At 51.3% G+C, this 18,385-nt stretch carries 9 protein-coding genes; 6 read left to right on the plus strand and 3 right to left on the minus strand.

Translation table 11 applies throughout. The features are described from left to right. Positions 1-289 precede the first annotated feature (289 nt). On the plus strand, positions 290-484 hold the full coding sequence (locus tag BM318_RS00980) for a cold-shock protein (RefSeq protein WP_092979957.1): 195 nt from the start codon (positions 290-292) through the stop codon (positions 482-484). Between the two features lie 124 nt (positions 485-608). Here the strand turns inward: BM318_RS00980 and BM318_RS00985 are convergent, their stop codons facing one another. Next, on the minus strand, positions 609-9,143 hold the full coding sequence (locus BM318_RS00985) for a T9SS type B sorting domain-containing protein (protein ID WP_092979958.1): 8,535 nt from the start codon (positions 9,141-9,143) through the stop codon (positions 609-611). A 135-nt stretch (positions 9,144-9,278) separates the two neighbouring features. On the opposite strand from BM318_RS00985, the gene BM318_RS00990 reads away from it, so the two are divergent. Next, positions 9,279-10,397 carry a PQQ-dependent sugar dehydrogenase gene (locus tag BM318_RS00990; protein WP_092979959.1) on the plus strand — a complete coding sequence of 373 codons (1,119 nt, stop codon included), beginning with the start codon at positions 9,279-9,281 and terminating at the stop codon, positions 10,395-10,397. Positions 10,398-10,402: 5 nt separating this feature from the next. Here the strand turns inward: BM318_RS00990 and BM318_RS00995 are convergent, their stop codons facing one another. After that, positions 10,403-11,218: an N-acetylmuramic acid 6-phosphate etherase gene (locus BM318_RS00995; RefSeq protein ID WP_092979961.1), complete on the minus strand. Its 816-nt coding sequence runs from the start codon at positions 11,216-11,218 to the stop codon at positions 10,403-10,405. Positions 11,219-11,240: 22 nt separating this feature from the next. Continuing rightward, on the minus strand, positions 11,241-11,990 hold the full coding sequence (locus BM318_RS01000) for a DeoR/GlpR family DNA-binding transcription regulator (protein WP_092979963.1): 750 nt from the start codon (positions 11,988-11,990) through the stop codon (positions 11,241-11,243). A 171-nt stretch (positions 11,991-12,161) separates the two neighbouring features. Between BM318_RS01000 and nagB the strand changes: the two genes are divergently transcribed. The 4 genes from nagB (at position 12,162) to BM318_RS01020 (ending at position 18,216) form a co-directional block, all read left to right on the plus strand. Then, positions 12,162-14,099 carry a glucosamine-6-phosphate deaminase gene (gene nagB / locus BM318_RS01005; protein WP_092979965.1) on the plus strand — a complete coding sequence of 646 codons (1,938 nt, stop codon included), beginning with the start codon at positions 12,162-12,164 and terminating at the stop codon, positions 14,097-14,099. Positions 14,100-14,193: 94 nt separating this feature from the next. After that, positions 14,194-15,456, plus strand: a complete 1,263-nt coding sequence (locus tag BM318_RS01010; protein WP_092979967.1) for an MFS transporter — start codon at positions 14,194-14,196, stop codon at positions 15,454-15,456. Continuing rightward, a complete protein-coding gene (locus BM318_RS01015) occupies positions 15,456-17,105 on the plus strand; it encodes a glycoside hydrolase family 3 protein (protein ID WP_092979969.1) in 1,650 nt (549 codons plus the stop codon). Before BM318_RS01010 ends, BM318_RS01015 begins: the two co-directional genes overlap by 1 nt. 10 nt (positions 17,106-17,115) lie before the next feature. Further along, a complete protein-coding gene (locus BM318_RS01020; RefSeq protein WP_092979971.1) occupies positions 17,116-18,216 on the plus strand; it encodes an anhydro-N-acetylmuramic acid kinase in 1,101 nt (366 codons plus the stop codon). The last annotated feature ends 169 nt before the right edge of the window (positions 18,217-18,385 follow it).

An 18,385-nucleotide genomic window follows, 5' to 3' on the forward strand; every position in this document is an offset into this window, starting at 1 on the left:
AATCAAGGGGCTAATAGTGAACCCGATTAGGCAGAAAAAATAATTTTAAGTATTTAACACCGAATTGGCAATTGGTATCAAAACTTAATCTACCTTTGACCCTTGAAATTCAGATTGCTACTAACTTAGTAGTCCACAAGACCCAGTAGTCGCTCAGACGAAACAGTACCTAAGACTCCTCTTTTTTTCGCCATCAATATTTCTTAATCCAACAAGCGCAACCGTTTTGCGCCGGGAAAACCTGCTGCTCTAAAATGTATGGCAGCATTATTTAATAGTAACTAGTACAATGCAAAAAGGAAAAGTAAAATTCTTCAATAACTCCAAGGGATTTGGATTTATCAAAGCCGAAGGTTCAGACGAAGATATTTTTGTCCACATGAGTGGTCTAATCGACGAGATCCGTGAGGACGACCATGTTCAATTTGAAGTTGAGCGTGGTAAAAAAGGAATGAACGCAGTCAACGTAGAGTTGGTTGACTAAATTCTTGAAGACCTAAAGAAGGAAGCCACCCGGCTAAGGGTGGCTTTTTTTATGCTTAAAATGTAAAACCGGCGCCCCCCAGGTTGGGGACACCGGCTTTAACGCATGCTCCTCGTTTAATGCTTTAGCGATACAGGGTAAAGTGCCCGACATATTGCTGTTTTTCATTGTCGTTGGCATTGACTACATACCAGTAATCTCCCGTGGGAACTGGCTTCCCGTTATAATTTCCATCCCAGTTCTTAACCTGGTCCAGGATGGCCACCACCCGGCCGTATCGATCGTAAATAATGATCTCAATGTTCGGGAAGAATTCGCGATTCAGCGGTGCCCAGACATCGTTCATGTTATCCCCGTCAGGGGTAAAATAGTTCGGGAATTCCACCATACCTTCAAAGTCGAAGGGGAAGGCGATCATAACGCGACAACCCTGGGAATCCCGTACTTCGATATTTACAGTGGAGTCGAAGTTTATCGTGAATATGTTATCCGTTCCCTGCGACTGTCCATTGAAGAAGTACTCATACCCCCCGAAACCGCCACTGGCCGTTGCCGTGATTTCGTTTGGTCCGCTCTGGATGGCATCCAGGGTAAGGGGCTGGTAATCGTCAATGGTAAACTCTACAAAGGTGGTACACCCATTGGCATGGTACAGGTAAACGATATGATCACCCGCTGGTAAATCCCCCCAGCTGCGTACGTCGGATGCCAGGGATGTAATTGCATCTGTAGGATCCACAGGATCCAGGGCATAGAGAACCTGGGAACTCATACTGCTATCCTCCAGGACTACTTCAGTAAAGTTATTCGGGAAGATTCCATCACACCCGTATTGCGGGATGGCTTCGGCATTCAAATTCACCCCGATCTCCACATCGAAGACAATGTTCGCGGTACAGCCATTGGCATCCCGAACGAAGACTACATAAGAGGTTCCTCCTGGTAAATTGTCGTAGAACAAGGCATCATTGCGGATAAAATCGGCATCGTCGTTAGAGTTGAGACTGGTCTCGTAATACGACACGCCCAAGGCGTCTACAAAAGGCGTTCCCCCGGTAATGGTCACCTGGGCCGTTCCATCGGCAAAACCTTCACAGGTTTCATCGGTAGTGACTGCATCCATATCCAGTGGTGTCGGTTCTACTACGAACACAGTAGTAAGCTCAGAACAACCCTGCTCGTCCTGGATCAGGATGTCGTAGGCACGACCAGGCGCAGGAGCACCTTCCAGGTCCGTAAAGGTGTAGACACCAGGAGTGGCCGGATCGCTGAAGAACTCATTGAAATTGGGTTCTATGGCAAACTGTAGCAGGCCTTCTCCCCCGCTGGTAACCTCAACGGTAATTGTACCATCGTCCTCTCCGGAACAACTCACCGCCGTAGTCGTGGTATTAAATACTATCGGGGCCGGACGTTGAATGGTCAGGGGTCCTTCAATGTCACCACAAGTGGTGCCACTGGTAACCGCGATATAGTAATCGGTTCCCTCCGGCAGGCCTTCAAAGGTTCCGTCGGCCTGCGGTCCACGCACCACCACAGCACCAGGAAGCGGGTTGAACGGATCAGCACCCGGATCTCCGGCATAGAGAATGAACTGGTTGTTTCCAACTCCCCCGGAGGCAAAGGATTCAATTCGCCCATCAATTTCATTCGCACAACTAATATCGTCTGGCAGGTTGGCCACCAAATCCAGGTCTTGTGCATCGATCAGGGTAAGACCGTTTCCGCGAACAACGTCACAGGTATTGGCTGCACTAACCTTACGCACATCGAACTGATAAAAACCAGGTCCTCCATTGATCAGCACCGAAGTAATCCCTGCTCCCATAGATATAAATGGATCTGATGGGGCAGCCGAAGCAGAGCGGTACTCGTAATCAAAACCGGGCTCAGGATTCGTTATCGTCAGGCGCATCTGACCTGCACCTCCACATCCGGGAGCTCTGACCTGTACCAAATTGGGCGATACAGGTGGAGGAGGATTTACAAAATAAGGTGCGGTAACTCCTACACAGTCAAAAGTAGAGGATACTTCAATGGCGTACCAGCCGGTACTGATATACCCCTCTCCGGAAGGACCGGCAAAGGTAGGGCTACCCTGTAGTCCGCTACGGGATAATTCGTCGGTAATGTCATTACTTCCCAGGTAGATCAATTGGTAGAGGTAACCCGATCCCGGAACTCCTCCGGAGGCACCGGCTAAACCAGTGATCGCATCTCCTGAGGCAGGATCATAGGCTTCCAGCACGGCGTTATTTCCTCCTGGACAAACCAGGGCCTGAGGTTCGCGGATCCCTACAAGAATCGGAGGAATCGGAGCCAAAACGATATCTACAGTTTCCGCACATCCCTCTACATCGCGTACCTCAACGCGGTAGTTACCACTGGACAGGTTCTCAAAGCGATCATTGTTGGAGAAGGCCACGACCTCGTTATAGGTACCGGTACCGTCGTCCAGTAAGAGTCGGTATTCGTAAGGTTGGTTGTCCCATCCACCAGTAGCGGAAGCGACAATTACCCCTTGATTATCATTACAGCTAACATTGCCTTCTTCCACCGCGACGGGTACCAACGGACCATTGGGGCCGCGCACTGTTGCCAGATTAGAAGACGCCGGGCAACCCGGGCTATCTACCGATACAATATCGACGATATAGTTTCCAGCGGCAAGTCCGGTAATCCGGGCAGGGTCTCCGGCCAGATCCGGGAAATTTGCCGTATCGAAGCTCCCTGTCGTTACGGCAGGGGCAATGCGGTTTCCACCGGTATCGATCTGGAATACCTCATAGGTGTAGACCCCGGTATAATCGGTTACTTCGATGAATAGGGCGCCATCGTTTCCAGGGACCGCACAGGTCACAGGAGCTGCCTCGGTTATTGTAGCGATCGGATAAATGGGGTCTACCACTACGTGTAAGGGCAACGGATAGCTACAACCTGCAATATTATCGGTGATTTCCAGCAGGTATCCCCCGGCAACAGGCAAGTCCATCTCCACGAAGCTATTTCCTCCTGAGTTCGTAACCGGCGCTACTGCGGCAGGTCCATTGGCTACCGAAAGGGTAAAGTCATTCGTACCCACTACATCGACGCGGATGCGTTCCGGATCCGTACAGGTCAGGGCCGAAACCACACTTAAGGTAGGAATCACATCAGTAGGCGGGTTAAGCACTGGCAGCGTAAAGCTGTCCTGGCATCCATTGGCATCGATAGCATAGACCGTAATGGTTTGCGGGCTCCCGTTATCGACTACCTCAAAGGTGTTCCCGGTCTGGTAATTTTCAAAACCGGTAAGGCTATATTGATAACCCGGTGTTCCTGGATCCACGACGTTTACCGTAACAATCGTTGAGCTGTAGCGGTTAGCTCCTGGCTCACAAGCAAAATCAGGGGCCGAAGCGGTTATTGAGAAAATCGGAGGTTCTTCAATTTCAATATCGTCGATTCGGTCTTCACAATCCCGCGCACTAACGACGGTAACATCGTAGAATCCCGGAGCAAGACCTGTGAACGAACCTGAGGCATTTTGTTGGACAATGGTGGAAGTACCCGCATTATAGAGGGTAAACAGCATGGGGGTATCCACATCTGTTCCCGCCTGAAGTTGCACGTCGATAGCTCCGTCGTCAGCACCGTTACAGCTGATATTGGCTACAATCGGAGTATCCAATACAGGAGGAATGGCAGGTTCCAGGTAAATATTATCCACAAGGAAGGTACAGTTCCCGCTGATATCCACTACGAGATTATCGGTAACTAAAACTTCGTAATCTCCGGGGGCATATCCGGTAAATATCCCCGTATTATTATCGTCGATATAGGTACCGGCGCCATCGCGCAATTCAAAGTTGAAATCTCCGCTACCGCCAGTAGTCGTTACCGTTATTTCCCCATCGGCGACATTACAGGATGGATCTGTGGTAAACCCGCCGTTGGCAATCAGGAATTCATAAACTGTGGCCACACCCTGGCTGGTACAGCCGTCGGCGTCGATAACATCCACGGTATAATCCCCAGGGGATCCAACCGTAAAGGTATATTCCCAGAAGGCGCCATTCAGTACACCAAATTGCTCATTACCATTAAGGGTAAATCGCGGGGTATCCACGGTGGAAGGCATACGCACCAGAATGTCGAAACTCGTAGAAGTTACGTCGCATTGGTTCTCCACAATGAATGTAGGTGCAGGCAAGTCCGGGGCCAGGTTTATAATCGTACCGATGGCAAAAGAGGTACACCCGCTGGAATCCATAACGTAGACATCATAGTTTCCTGCTGGGCCCACAAAGGTCGTTTCCGTAGTATAATCCCCGGGGGTCGGACTTACACCGGTATCCATATAGGCAAAGGTGTAGGGACCACCATCTCCTCCGGAACCTTGCACGGTAAACTGTCCAAGGGCGTTACAATTGGCGGGATCTTCTGCCACAATTTGAATAGAAGGCAGATTCTGATCAATGGTTATCGGCACAGCAGCCGTACAGTCATCGGTCAGGTCTGTAACAATAATCTGGTAGTTCCCCGGCAGGGTTTCATAGGTGTTGCTGTATACAGGCGAAACACCGGTTGGGTTTTCCAACACGATACGGGTACCGTCGTCATCGTTCAACAACTCGATCAACAGATTGGATCCAGCTCCGCCGACAAAGCCATCTACGTTATAGATGATCTGTCCAAAACGGTTGGCATCGCAGAATCCGGGGGTCGAGGTTGCGGTTACATCAAGGGGGTTCGGGCCGTCTACCGGGTCGATCTCTTCCAGATATACACAGCCGGTTCCCTGGTCGGTAACCTCTACGGTATAGGTAACCCCAAACTGCAGGCCGCTAAAGGTATGGCGACGCGGTGGGCTGTTCGGGCTTACAGGAGGGTTGGGATCATTGGCAAGGCGGATCAGGAAAGGTCCGACACCTCCAACAATTTCAACAGTATTGGTAAATCCGCCTGGGGAACAAACCGGAGCGACCACGGGATCAGGAACCACGTCTAATGAGGTCTGGGTAATTTCCACCACATCTTCGTCCCGGCATCCCAGGGCGTCTATGGTGACTACTCGGTAAGATCCTACAGCCTGGGCCGTAAAAGATTCTGAGGTACTGGCTGTGGGGCCAATACGCTCGATTTCCACTCCAAACTGATCCTGGAGGATATAGGTGTAATCCGGAGTTCCTCCGCTAACCGCGGTAACCTGAATACTGGCTTCGACCACACCCGTGAGGCAGGTGGCCACTACATCCGGAACGGTAGCATCCGGCGGAGGCGTACCATCGAGTGGGATAATAACACTGGCAGGAACGGTTTCACATCCCCTGGAGTCCCGGACCACGTAAGAATAGGTCTGTCCGGCATTCAGGTTGGAGAAAACGGTTTGATCCCCGAAAGGCCCGCCATCAAAACTAATTTCATAAGGTGGAATACCACTAGTGGCATCAGGGGTTATGCGTACGATACCATTGTCGGTTTGCCCACAACTGGCAGGAGTTACACTAACGCTGGCCGGATCAATATTCGCCGGAGGATTCAGGGTTACGGGTTGGGTAAGTGCAACGCAGCCCTGGTTATCGGTAATTCGGAAAACATAGTCTCCGGGAACCGTAGTGAAATAGGAAAAGGTATTGGAAACCAGCGGTTGCGGGGCTCCAAACGTCCCTCCATTGTCCGAACTAACTTCGTACTGCTTTGGTCCTGCTCCGGCCAGATAACCGCCCCAAGCGCGAACTTCGATCTCCCCGTCGGCACCGCCACAAGGAATCTCGGCAATAATATTTGCGCTCGCGCGAAGCTGGTTATTGATGGTAGCCGTTACCGTAGCACTACAGTTGTTTCCATCCACGACTTCGATGGTGTAGTTCCCGGGATTAAGACCGGTGAATACGGGGCTTCCCTGCAGGGGCCCGCCGTTGATTCGATATTGGTGCGTTCCAATGGCCGCTGTACCCGCAGTGGAGGTTACCGCCAGGGTAGCTCCGGTGCCCGGAACATAGCAGTAATCAATGCTTCCCGGATCCAGGGCGATGGTCGGGGAGTCGATCGGGGTCAGGTCAAAGCTGAAGGTTTCCACACAACCCTCGGCATCTTCCACAGACAGGATATAGGTACCCGTCTGGGTCAGGTTACCAAAAGTTCTTCCACTTTTTGGCCCCTGCACAGCACCGCTGGGTAACTCCAGGCTATAGCGATAGGTACCCCATCCTCCTGATGCGGTAGCCACTACCCTACCGATATTTCCGTTGGTACAGCTCATCGCTGTCACATTTCCGGTAAGGTTCAATGGGCTGGGTGGTTCTTCGATAACCAGCGTTGCAGTATCCTGGCAGCCGGTATCGGCATCCGTTACGGTAATGGTGTACGATCCGGCTCCTGAAGGAGGAAGCGTTACCGTTGCATTGTTTTGTGGACCTACTTCCGCGCCCCCATTGATATTGTAGGTATAGTTGTTGTTGAACCCGTCGATCAGGAAGGTTCCGCTCCCGTCCGTTGCTCCCGTACAGACGCGAAGGTCACCACCCGATTGAACCCGGGCTCGAATTGTACTGATAACAGCAGGGGTAAAACTCTCCTCATACCAACAGCCATTGGCGTCGGTGATCCGGAAGGTATACGAAGTATTGACGTTGAGGCCGGCAAAGGTATCGCTACCGCCATTGTTGATGCTCACCGGGCTAATGACTTCATATAGCACTATAGCCGCATTACTGGTAGGGGTGAGTTGCACGTCCGTAGTCCCGGCAGTACAATCAATAGCCAGCTGGGCAAAATCCAGGTCAGTAGGCGGATCAACATCCAGGATGGTGATCGGCGTGAGCTCCAGGCGACATCCTCCTGCATCGCGGATAATAGGTGTATACGTTCCCGTTGCCAGGTTGGTATACGTTTCCTGGGTTGAGAAATTCACCCCATCGATACTAAATTCATAGCCGCTACCGGATCCTCCGGAATAGGGTCCCTGGAATTGGATAATACCGCCATCTACACCACCGGCTCCATCACACAGGCGGTCCTGTATTTTGACGGCATCCCCGACAATGGCACCCACATTGGTTACCGAAATCGAGGTTGGAATGGTATAGATACAACTAAAGGCACCCTGTTCATACAACACCTGAATTTGGTTGTAGGTTCCGTCCGGAACGGTCAGTACAGGATTGGTAGACCAGGGATCGGCAGGGTCTGCACGAAATTGCAGGTTATATCCCATAGGGTCTATGATATTCACGGTAATCTGGGCACCGCTGTTACAATCTCCGTCCGTTCCGCTTGCGGTTACGTTCGGTGGAGAAAGCAATTCCACACTTGCCGTAGCTGTTGTGGTACATCCGTTGGCATCGGTTATAAAAAAGTCATAGACGCCTGGTGTGGTTACGTTATAAGTCGTTTGCCCGGTATAGCTTCCTCCTGAATTTCCTCCATCGCTTACGGTAAAGGTATACGGACCAGCTCCCCCATCGGTACGAACAATGATGTCTACATCGTTGGCCCCACAAACCGGATCCGTGCTTAAGCTCTCGTTAACCTCGGTCGAAGCATTAAGTGGCGCCAATCCGTTTCCAATGACAATCGGGTTCCCCCCGGTATCCAGACTTTGCTGAGGTGGCGGAATCCCAAGACCCGGATCCCCGGTACATTGCTGGGTTTCGACTTGAACACTATAAGTGCCAAAACCTACAGCCGCAAAGGTGTAGGGGTTATTCGGGATAAAGGTGGTGAACTCCAAGGGCACGCCGCTGGCATCCAATAAGGTATAGCGGTACGGTCCGGGCACATTGCCCACGTTTACGGTAATGCTCCCTGTTTCCCCAAAACACTGGGCATCTACAAAGGTTACATCGATATCGATATCCAATTGGTCAATAACGATGGGCTCATAAGGATACTCACAGGTGTTGGTGGTATTCTGCAGGCGGGCCTTAACGATATACGTCCCGGGAGTCAGATTGTCGAAAATCGGAGAAGCTTGCCATGGTCCAAAGCCAGCTCCGGAATCTACGCTGAATTCGTAAGCACTGGACAGGTTGGTTACCTGGATACGTCCCGGTACCCCACAGATAAAATCCCGCTTAACGTAGGTCTGGGTAATGGTACTCTTCTTAACCTTGAAGTAGTAATAAACGCCATCGCTCCCACGAACACGGAATTCAGCACCGTTGGCTGCTGAGATAGAGGCTGCGTTGAGCGTAAATGTGGAATTGGTCCCGACGGTTTGCCAGGAGGAATTACACTCATTTCCGATAATAGGCGGACAGTCTTCATTGACATCGTAGGTACACGCTCCCGTAGGAACCAACTGCTGCCATTGGTAAGGTCCGGGCATTCCGCCCAGGGAAATGGTTCGGTTATCGCTGTCCCCACACAGGTTAAACCGGGCAATGGTAAATCCGTTATCACTACAGATTACTTCCTCATCGGCATTCTGGATAATGGTCATGAACATGGGAGCCGCTGCCGGTTCCAAGAACTGTTCGCTTGTTGCCGAAAAGAAGTTTTGAGACTGGTCAGGATCCGGAGAAGCCTCTGCTGAAGCACTTTCTGACGATTCAAACAACGCCAGGGAAGGTACCCATGTAAACAGAGCATTTCCAGCCAGAGCTGAGGTGCCGCAAACCAGGGTAAGAAGCACCAGCATAGCATACCAAAGATGCCTGGTCTTTCTTGGGAGCATAGGTTAAGTCTTGTGCAGAAATCAGCGGGATTTGGGGGCCGTTTGATTCCTTAGCGTAGTTATATTATCGTATAATTCTCAGTATCTTTAGGTGTCGCCACCTTGTATTTCAACTTATTTTTCTAACGATTCATCATGAGAAATAGTATCGCTTTTGTTTGTTTTTTCGTTGTATTGACTTCCATTTCATGCGCCCAGGATCCCGAAAATCAGATCCAAACCCCGGCCGAAACGAATTTTGAAGCCGTGTTGTTCGTCGATCAGCTACAGATTCCATGGGGCATGGCCTTTTTGCCAGATGGCAGCTTGCTGATTACAGAAAAATCCGGACAGCTCTTTCGCTTCCGGAATGGGGAAAAGTCAGAAATTTCCGGCCTACATGATATTTATTTACGGGGGCAAGGTGGGCTCCTCGATGTAATCCTTCATCCAAATTTTAGCGAAAACAACTGGATTTACCTCAGTTACGCCTCTGATGCGGGTTCTGGAAGCGGTGGGCATACGGCTATCGCCCGCGCTCGCCTCGAGGGAAACTCCCTGAGCGACCTTGAGGTGCTCTACAAAGGAAGCCCGAACAGTTCCGCAGGTCAGCATTTTGGTTCGCGCCTGGCCTTTGACGCTGCCGGGTATTTATATTTCACCATTGGAGATCGCGGGAATCGGGATGTGAATCCGCAGGACATTACCCGGGATGGTGGAAAGGTTTACCGTATCCACGACGACGGCCGAATTCCCGACGATAATCCTTTTGTTGGGCAAAGCGGCGCCAAAACTGCTGCCTTCACCTACGGAAACCGAAATCCGCAGGGTATGGCTATTCACCCGGAAACCGGCGCAGTCTGGATCCATGAGCACGGACCTCGCGGAGGCGATGAAATCAATATTGTTGGCAAGGGAAATAACTATGGCTGGCCATTGGTAACCTACGGCATTAATTACAGTGGTACCTCCATAACGGATAAAACCGAAATGGAAGGCACAGTGCAGCCGATCCATTACTGGGTCCCTTCCATTGCCCCAAGCGGAATGGCCTTTGTTACTTCCGACAGCTATCCTGCCTGGCAGGGGAGTCTCCTGGTGGGTTCGCTTTCATTCCAGTATTTAGAACGCCTTGAACTTTCCGGAAACCAGGTAACGAAACGCGAAAAACTATTGGAGAATATTGGCCGGGTTCGCAACGTGATCCAGGGTCCGGATGGGTTTATTTACGTCGCAGTAGAAGGGAAGGGTATCTATCGGCTGGAGCCGCGATAAGCCTTTTAGTTTCCCGAGGCTTCCAGGGCCTTTTGCACGGAACCGTGTTGCTTCAATAATTCGCCGGCGTCCTCATAGCTAAGCTTCAGACTTTCCATCAGATAGCGCGTCCCCCGGTCGATCAGTTTGTTGTTGCTGAGCTGCATATGCACCATGCGGTTTCCCTCCACCCGACCAATCCGGATCATCAGGGCAGTGGAGATCATATTGAGCACCAGTTTTTGGGAGGTCCCTGATTTCATTCGGGTACTTCCGGTAACAAACTCTGGCCCCACATTCACTTCAATGGGGATTTCCGCGGCCTCGGCCAGTGGAGAACCCGGGTTATTGGTGATCCCTGCAGTGAGTAATCCTTCTGCCCTGGCCTTGCGAACTCCTCCCAAAACGTAGGGCGTAGTTCCCGAGGCAGCAATTCCCACCACGGCATCATTAGCCCCGATATTCCATGCCTCCAGGTCCCTCCACGCCTGGGTTGTATTGTCCTCGGCGTGCTCAACCGCCTTGCGAATAGCGCCATCCCCACCGGCGATCAAACCGATTACTCGATCGAAGGGCATTCCGTAGGTAGGTGGAATTTCCGAGGCATCCAGGATACCCAGTCGGCCACTGGTTCCGGCTCCGATATAAAACAGGCGCCCCCCACTGAGGAAGCGGGGAACAAGGGCTTCGACCAGGTCGGTAATCGCTGGGATAACTTCGCGAACTGCGAGGGCCACCCGTTGATCTTCCCGGTTCATATTATACAATAGCGTAGCTGTTTCCGTCTGTTCCAAATGGTCATAAGCGGAAGGCTGCTCGGTAATTTTCTTGAAATCTGCCATAGTCAATGAATTCTGACTGTGATTATAAAAGGTGTATCTCCCGCGATCGGAAAGGATTCAGGCGGTTGTTTTCCGGTTCTAATTCAGTTATCAGGGTATTAATGGCACTGATATCGCAGGTGCGGTACCGATGCTGGGAATTCAGTTTTTCTGAAATACAAAGTAAAACGGCTTTTCGCGAAGCAGCAATAACCGATTTCTTAACCTGCACTACTTCCCAGTCGAACTCGGTGAGCCCATGCAGGGCATCGACATAGCCTGTTCCGATAAAGCCATAATCGACACGAATGTCGCCCAGGGCATGAACGGCATTGGCTCCGGTAGCGATTTGCGCTTCCCGCGAGATTTCCCCACCAATCATGATTACCCGAACCCTGGGTTTTGAAAGCAATTGCAGCGCAACCGGCAAACTGAGTGTAAAGCAGGTGAGACTTAGCTTTTCCGGAATCTGCCGGGCGAGTTCCAAACAGGTTGTCCCGCCATCTATAAATATGACCCCTCCGTCCTTGAGCAAGCCTACTGCCTTTGCGGCAATCTGCCGCTTTTCGTCCAGGGCATAGGTGTGATTGGCTGGTGAGGTAGGTGCAACAAAGCCCAGGGAAACTGCTCCCCCATGTACTTTCTGAAGCTTTTGTAGGGCGTCCAATTCCTTCACATCCCGACGGACGGTATCAATACTAACATCCAGCATTTCAGCCATATCGGTAAGCTGAATGCGGTTGTGTAAGTCTACTTCCCCAAGGATGATGCGCTGTCTTTCCTCCTTAAGCATTCCATGAATTTTGCACAAAGATAGGTATTTCAGGATTATGCTGTTTTCTACGCATTAAACTTCCTTAACACTAAGTTAATTGCATTTTATTGCAATATTAACAGCAAAAAACTGCAAACATATGCGCATTTTTCTATCTTTGCCCCAGAAACAAGTGCTAAAAGTATCCTTATGACCCTTACCGAAAATCCAGTACACGAGTTGGGAATCCCTACGGACCGGGAATCCCAAAAGTTTGAGCGCATTCCCACTCAGATTTTTGAGAACTCAGAATTGGCCTCCTTCACCGTGGCCAACGAAATCGCCGAATTAATCCGTCAACGCCAGAAACAAGGAAAAAAAGTAGTTCTCGGGTTGGCTACAGGCTCCACCCCTACCAAGGTGTATGACTTTTTGGTTCGCTTCCACCAGGAAGAAGGCCTGAGCTTTAAAAACGTGGTCACCTTTAACCTGGACGAGTATTTTCCGATGGAGCCCGATTCCATCCACAGTTATGTGCGCTTCATGCGGGAGCATCTCTTCGATCATATCGATATCAAAAAGGAAAACATCCATATTCCTGATGGCACACTGGATCGGGAGGAAGTACGGGATTTTTGTCAGGAGTATGAAGCCAAAATCAAAGCGGCTGGTGGCCTGGACATTCAGGTATTGGGGATTGGTCGTACGGGACATATCGGTTTCAACGAGCCAGGTTCCTCACTCAATAGCATAACGCGTATGGTACGCCTGGATAGGGTGACCCGACTGGATGCAGCCAGTGACTTCTTTGGCCTGGAGAATGTACCCAAGAAAGCCATTACCATGGGAGTCGGGACTATACTCGCGGCGAAAAGGATTATCCTGATGGCCTGGGGTGAAGGTAAATCAGACATTATCCGCCAGGCGGTTGAAGGTAAGATTCGGGAATCCGTCCCGGCAACCTTCCTTCAGAACCACGAGAATTGTGAAGTAATGACCGACCTGGCGGCGGCTTCCTCCCTGACCCGGGTAGCCACCCCCTGGTTGGTGAGCGAATGTGACTGGAACGACGCACTGATCAAACGGGCAACCATCTGGCTTTCTGAGAAATTGAATAAAGCCATCCTGAAACTGACCAATGAGGATTACAACGAATACGGCATGGGGAACCTGATTGCCGAAATCGGTTCGTCAGAAGACATAAACTTGCGGGTATTCAATGCCCTGCAGCGCACCATTACGGGTTGGCCCGGAGGAAAACCCAATGCCGATGACAGCCAACGTCCCGAGCGTAAAGACCCCTATCCCAAAACATCCCTGATCTTCAGCCCCCATCCCGACGACGACGTTATCTCCATGGGAGGTACCTTGCTGCGACTAGTGGATCAGGGCCATGAGGTACATGTGGCCTACCAGACTTCAGGAAATATCGCCGTGTTCGACGATGAAGTGATTCGCTTTCTGGATTTTGCAACTGAGGTGCAACAAAGCGAAAAACTGCAAGAGCAGTTTACCTCTGTGCGCAAGTTTCTGGCCAATAAGAAGCCAGGAGAGGTAGACAGCCCCGAAATCCAGCAGTTCAAAGGATTAATCCGCAAGGGCGAGGCCCTGGCGGCCTGTCGATACTGCGGGGTAGATGAGGCCAATGCCCATTTTCAGAATCTCCCGTTTTACGAGACCGGAACCGTAAAGAAAAAACCGCACTCCGAGGCGGATATCCAACTTACATACGACTTATTAAACCGGATCAAGCCGCATCAGATCTTTGCCGCCGGGGACCTTTCTGATCCGCATGGAACCCACCGCGTTTGTTTGCAAATTGTTTTCCAGGCCCTGGATCGCTTGAAACAGGATGGAGCGGAGTGGTTAAAAGACTGTTACGTATGGCTCTACCGCGGGGCCTGGCAGGAGTGGGACATCGCAGATATGGAAATGGCGGTACCCATCGGTCCCAAAGACATGGAACGCAAAAAGAACGCCATCTTCAAGCACCAGAGCCAAAAGGATAGCGCCATGTTCCCCGGCAATGACGAACGCGAATTCTGGCAGCGCGCAGAGCAGCGAAATACGGAAACCGCCAGAAAATACAATGCCCTGGGCATGGCGGAATACGAAGCGATGGAAGGATTTGTCAGACACCACTTCTGATGGCTTCATGGCGGTTAACCTGATCGGCCAACCTCGCTCACAAGTTTTAAACAAACCCCGGCCACTGTGTTCGGGGTTTTGTTATTTTTAGGCAATGGCTGAAATTCCAAAGGACAAACGCGCCTGGTTGTGGGTTCCCACCCTCTATTTTACCCAGGGCCTCCCTTACATACTGGTGGTTACCGTATCGGTTATTCTCTATAAGAAATTAGGGGTTGGCAATGCGGAAATCGGGCTGTATACCAGTTGGCTGTATCTGCCCTGGGTACTTAAGCCCCTCTGGAGCCCGCTGCTCGAACTCAAAGGAACCAAACGCCGTTGGTTTCTGGGAATGCAGGCGCTGCTGGCTTTGGCGATGCTCGGGGTCGGGCTGAGCCTGCCTACAAAGTCTTTCCTGGTTACCTCCCTCGCCTGTTTCTGGATGGCCGCCTTTGCCTCAGCTACCAACGACATCGCCTCAGACGGATATTACATGATCGCACTTAGCGAAAAAAAGCAGGCCTTTTTCGTGGGTTTACGCAGCACCTTTTATCGGCTGGCCATGGTAACCGGTCAGGGTTTAATTGTAATACTGGCCGGATTTCTGGAAAACTATTATGGAGACAACGCAAAAGCCTGGTCCCTGACCATGACAGCTACTGCCGGACTAATGCTGGTACTTACTGCGGTTAATTTTTTTGCTACCCCGGCCTATGAAATCCATGGGAAAAGGGAGCGTCCGGAAGGATTTCTCCAGGTATTCGGCAGCTTCTTTGCCAAACCAAATATCGGCTGGGCCCTCGCCTTTATCCTTACCTATCGCCTCGGGGAATCGCAGCTGGTAAAAATGGCGGCCCCTTTTCTGTTAGACGATTCCGGGGCGGGTGGACTCGCTTATGCCACAGAAGAAGTGGGGACGATATACGGGACCATAGGTATTGTTTTCTTATCCATCGGGGGGATTTTGGGAGGAATTTTGATTTCCCGGGACGGGCTCAAGCGCTGGATGCTGCCCATGCTCCTTTCGCTCAACTTACCCAATGCGCTGTATGCTTTGCTGGCGCTGACCCAAACCGATTCGCTATGGGCTGTTACGGGCACCGTAATTGTAGAGCAATTCGGATATGGATTTGGCTTTGCTGCCTTCCTGGTCTACCTGATATATATCGCGGAGGGCACCGCTAAAACGGCCCATTACGCCCTGGCTACCGGGTTTATGGCGCTGGGGATGATGCTGCCTGGGATGATCAGCGGTTATATCCAGCAATGGCTGGGCTATGGTGGCTTTTTTGTTTGGGTAGTCCTGGCAGCCCTGCCTGCTTTCTTCTTGTTGAAACACATTCAATACCCACCGGATTTCGGTAAAAAAAGTCGCTGATGCCTACCTCAATTCAAGCTTACGAAGACGTTGTTGATTCCCTCCCCTTAACCCAAAAAATCGGGCAATTATTAATGCCCGCCGCTTTTGTCAATGACAGCGAAGACGAGATTCAGCGATTGGAATCTCAGATACGGGAATTGGGTATCGGGGGCATCTGTTTTTTCCACAGTCGGGCCAGTGCAGCAACGAATTTTGAAGGGGAAAAAGAGGTGCCTGTAAATCCGGATAGCCTGGGACGCCTCAAAGAGCTGATTGCCCGTTACCAAAAGGCATCCGCAATCCCCCTGCTCATAGCTATCGATGCAGAATGGGGGCTTGCCATGCGACTCGAGAACGGAGAAGCCTATCCCTATGCATTGTGCCTGGGGGCACTTCCTCCCGGCCATGAACTGGTGAGGCGGACGGGATTCAGGATGGGATTAGACTGCAAGGCCGCTGGGATTCATTGGAATCTGGCACCTGTTGCCGACGTAAACCTGAACCCGGCCAATCCGGTAATCGGCTATCGTTCTTTTGGAGCCGACCACCATCATGTAGCTCAACATGCCGTTTCGCTCTATCGTGGGATGCAGCAGGCCGAAATCCTGGGATGTGCCAAACACTTTCCGGGTCACGGCGATACCGCCACGGACTCCCATCTCGAATTACCGGTCCTGGATAAATCTGCAGACTCCCTGGACGCGATAGAACTATTGCCATTCCGCTCCCTGATAAGCGCAGGGATCGAGGGTGTCATGCCCGGTCACCTGACCGTGCCTTCCCTGGATCCTACAGGGCTGCCGGCAACCCTGAGTCCTACCATGATCCGGGATGTGCTTCGCGGAAAGCTCGGGTTTCGAGGTGTAGTGGTCAGCGATGCCCTGAATATGCACGCCGTAAGCAAGCGCTATGCGGCTCCCGGGGAGTTAGCAGCCGTGGCCCTCAATGCGGGGAACGATATCCTTTGTTTTGTGGAGGACCTGGAGCAATCCGTTGCCGCTATTGCTGATAAAGTGTCGCATGGGGATAAGAACAGTATCACAGCCCAACGGTTAGAAGATTCTTTCGCGCGAGTCTGGAAACTCAAAGAGCGCGTTTTTCAATCGGACACCACTACATCCTCTCCCAACTCGAATGAACCGAAACTCAAACCTGAAAGTCCGGGGGCCCTGCGGAAAGCCCTCGCTGCTGCGACCTTGACTGCTGTTAAAACAAGAACTACAGAACGGGATACTACAAGACGTGCCTGGATCCTGGCCGGGGAAGACCTGGGCCCTTTCGAATCCGAACTCGGTGCAGGGCATCTCGGGAATAGTATGCGCATCTCATGGGATAAACAGGGTATCCTTTCACAGGATAGCCGCTGGCCATTACCCGATGAGTCAGAAGTTGTCCTTGTGCTGGCCCCGCCAAAACTTAAACCGGCCGGAAATTTTGGGCTGCCGAAATCGTTTACGGATTTTCTGGTTACACTTTGTGAACAACGCAACGTATCCCTATGCCTGCTGGGGAATCCATATGTATTAAATTTACCTGGCTGTGCACAAGCAGCCGAAATCCTACTGGCTTATTCGCCCCTCGCTGAATTTCAAAAGCAGGCTGCGCGTTATTATTTGGGGAAGGTCGAGGCCCCTGGAAATCTTCCTGTGAAGATTCCGGGCCATTAATCAAATACCGATGGAAGCAAAAACGTATCGCATACTTGGCATGATGTCCGGAACCTCGCTGGACGGTTTGGATATGGTCCTGGCGGACCTGGATTGCAACGATTCCGGATGGACGTATCGCATCCTGGAAAAGACCTGTATTGACTACTCCCCTGGCTTCAAAAACAAGCTACAGGAAGCTATTGCCCTGGATGCAACTTCTCTGCTGGCCTTTCACGCGGAGTATGGCCGCTGGTTGGGAAAACAAGCCCGGGAATTTCTGGATAATCACCAGGCTGTAGCCCATGCTATAGCCAGCCACGGGCACACCATTCACCACCGACCCGAATCGGGATTCACCTTTCAACTAGGTGCTCCCCAGGAACTTGCGCTCGAAGCGGGCATTCCGGTAATTGGTGATTTCAGAAGCCTCGATGTGGCCCTTGGAGGACAAGGCGCACCCCTGGTGCCGCTCGGAGACCGGCTACTGTTCCCGGAATACGATTTTTGTCTGAACCTTGGGGGAATCAGCAATGTTTCCTTTGAAGCCGAAGGCAACCGCCTGGCTTACGACATTGGTATCGCCAATATGCTTCTGAATTATCTGTGTCGGGAGGAGGGTTTGGAATATGATAAGGGTGGCGCTATCGCCCGGGAGGGACAACTTATACCCGCCCTACAACAGGCGCTGGATTCCCTGGAATACTACCGCTTACCCTATCCAAAAAGTACGGGATACGAGTGGTTTCGCGATGCAATGATTCCCATTTTAAAGAATCATCCCGGGGCTTTACCGGATTTGTTGCACACTGCAGTAGCACACATTGCCGCTCAGATTGGAAAACAAATCAACAACCTAATCTCCAATACCCTATCATCTAGCGAAAGAAGCGACTTCCGCCTGCTGATCACCGGAGGTGGCGCACGAAATACTTATTTGATTGAGCGGATTCAGGCGAGTTGCGGAGCACAGGTAGCTGCGGTAATCCCGGATCCCGAGGTAATCGATTATAAGGAGGCTTTGGTTTTTGCCTTATTGGGAGCCCTCCGACTCGAAGGACAACCCAATGTCCTGGCGTCTGTGACCGGGGCCAGCCGAAGCAGCTGTTCCGGCGTCGTATACCTTCCTTAAAAGACACTTATTTTCACGCAGTATCCCGCGTTCTTCTGGTCCAGACCTGACTTTCTATGTGACTTAACCCATCTTCTGACGGGAAGAGGCATCCTGGAGACCATCCATAACCCATTGTTTTTCTGATAGTTATTATTCTATTGATAGTACTACTATCGTTTATGTTAGT

Origin of the sequence: Robiginitalea myxolifaciens (genome assembly GCF_900115205.1) — a bacterium.
Lineage (GTDB): Bacteria > Bacteroidota > Bacteroidia > Flavobacteriales > Flavobacteriaceae > Robiginitalea > Robiginitalea myxolifaciens.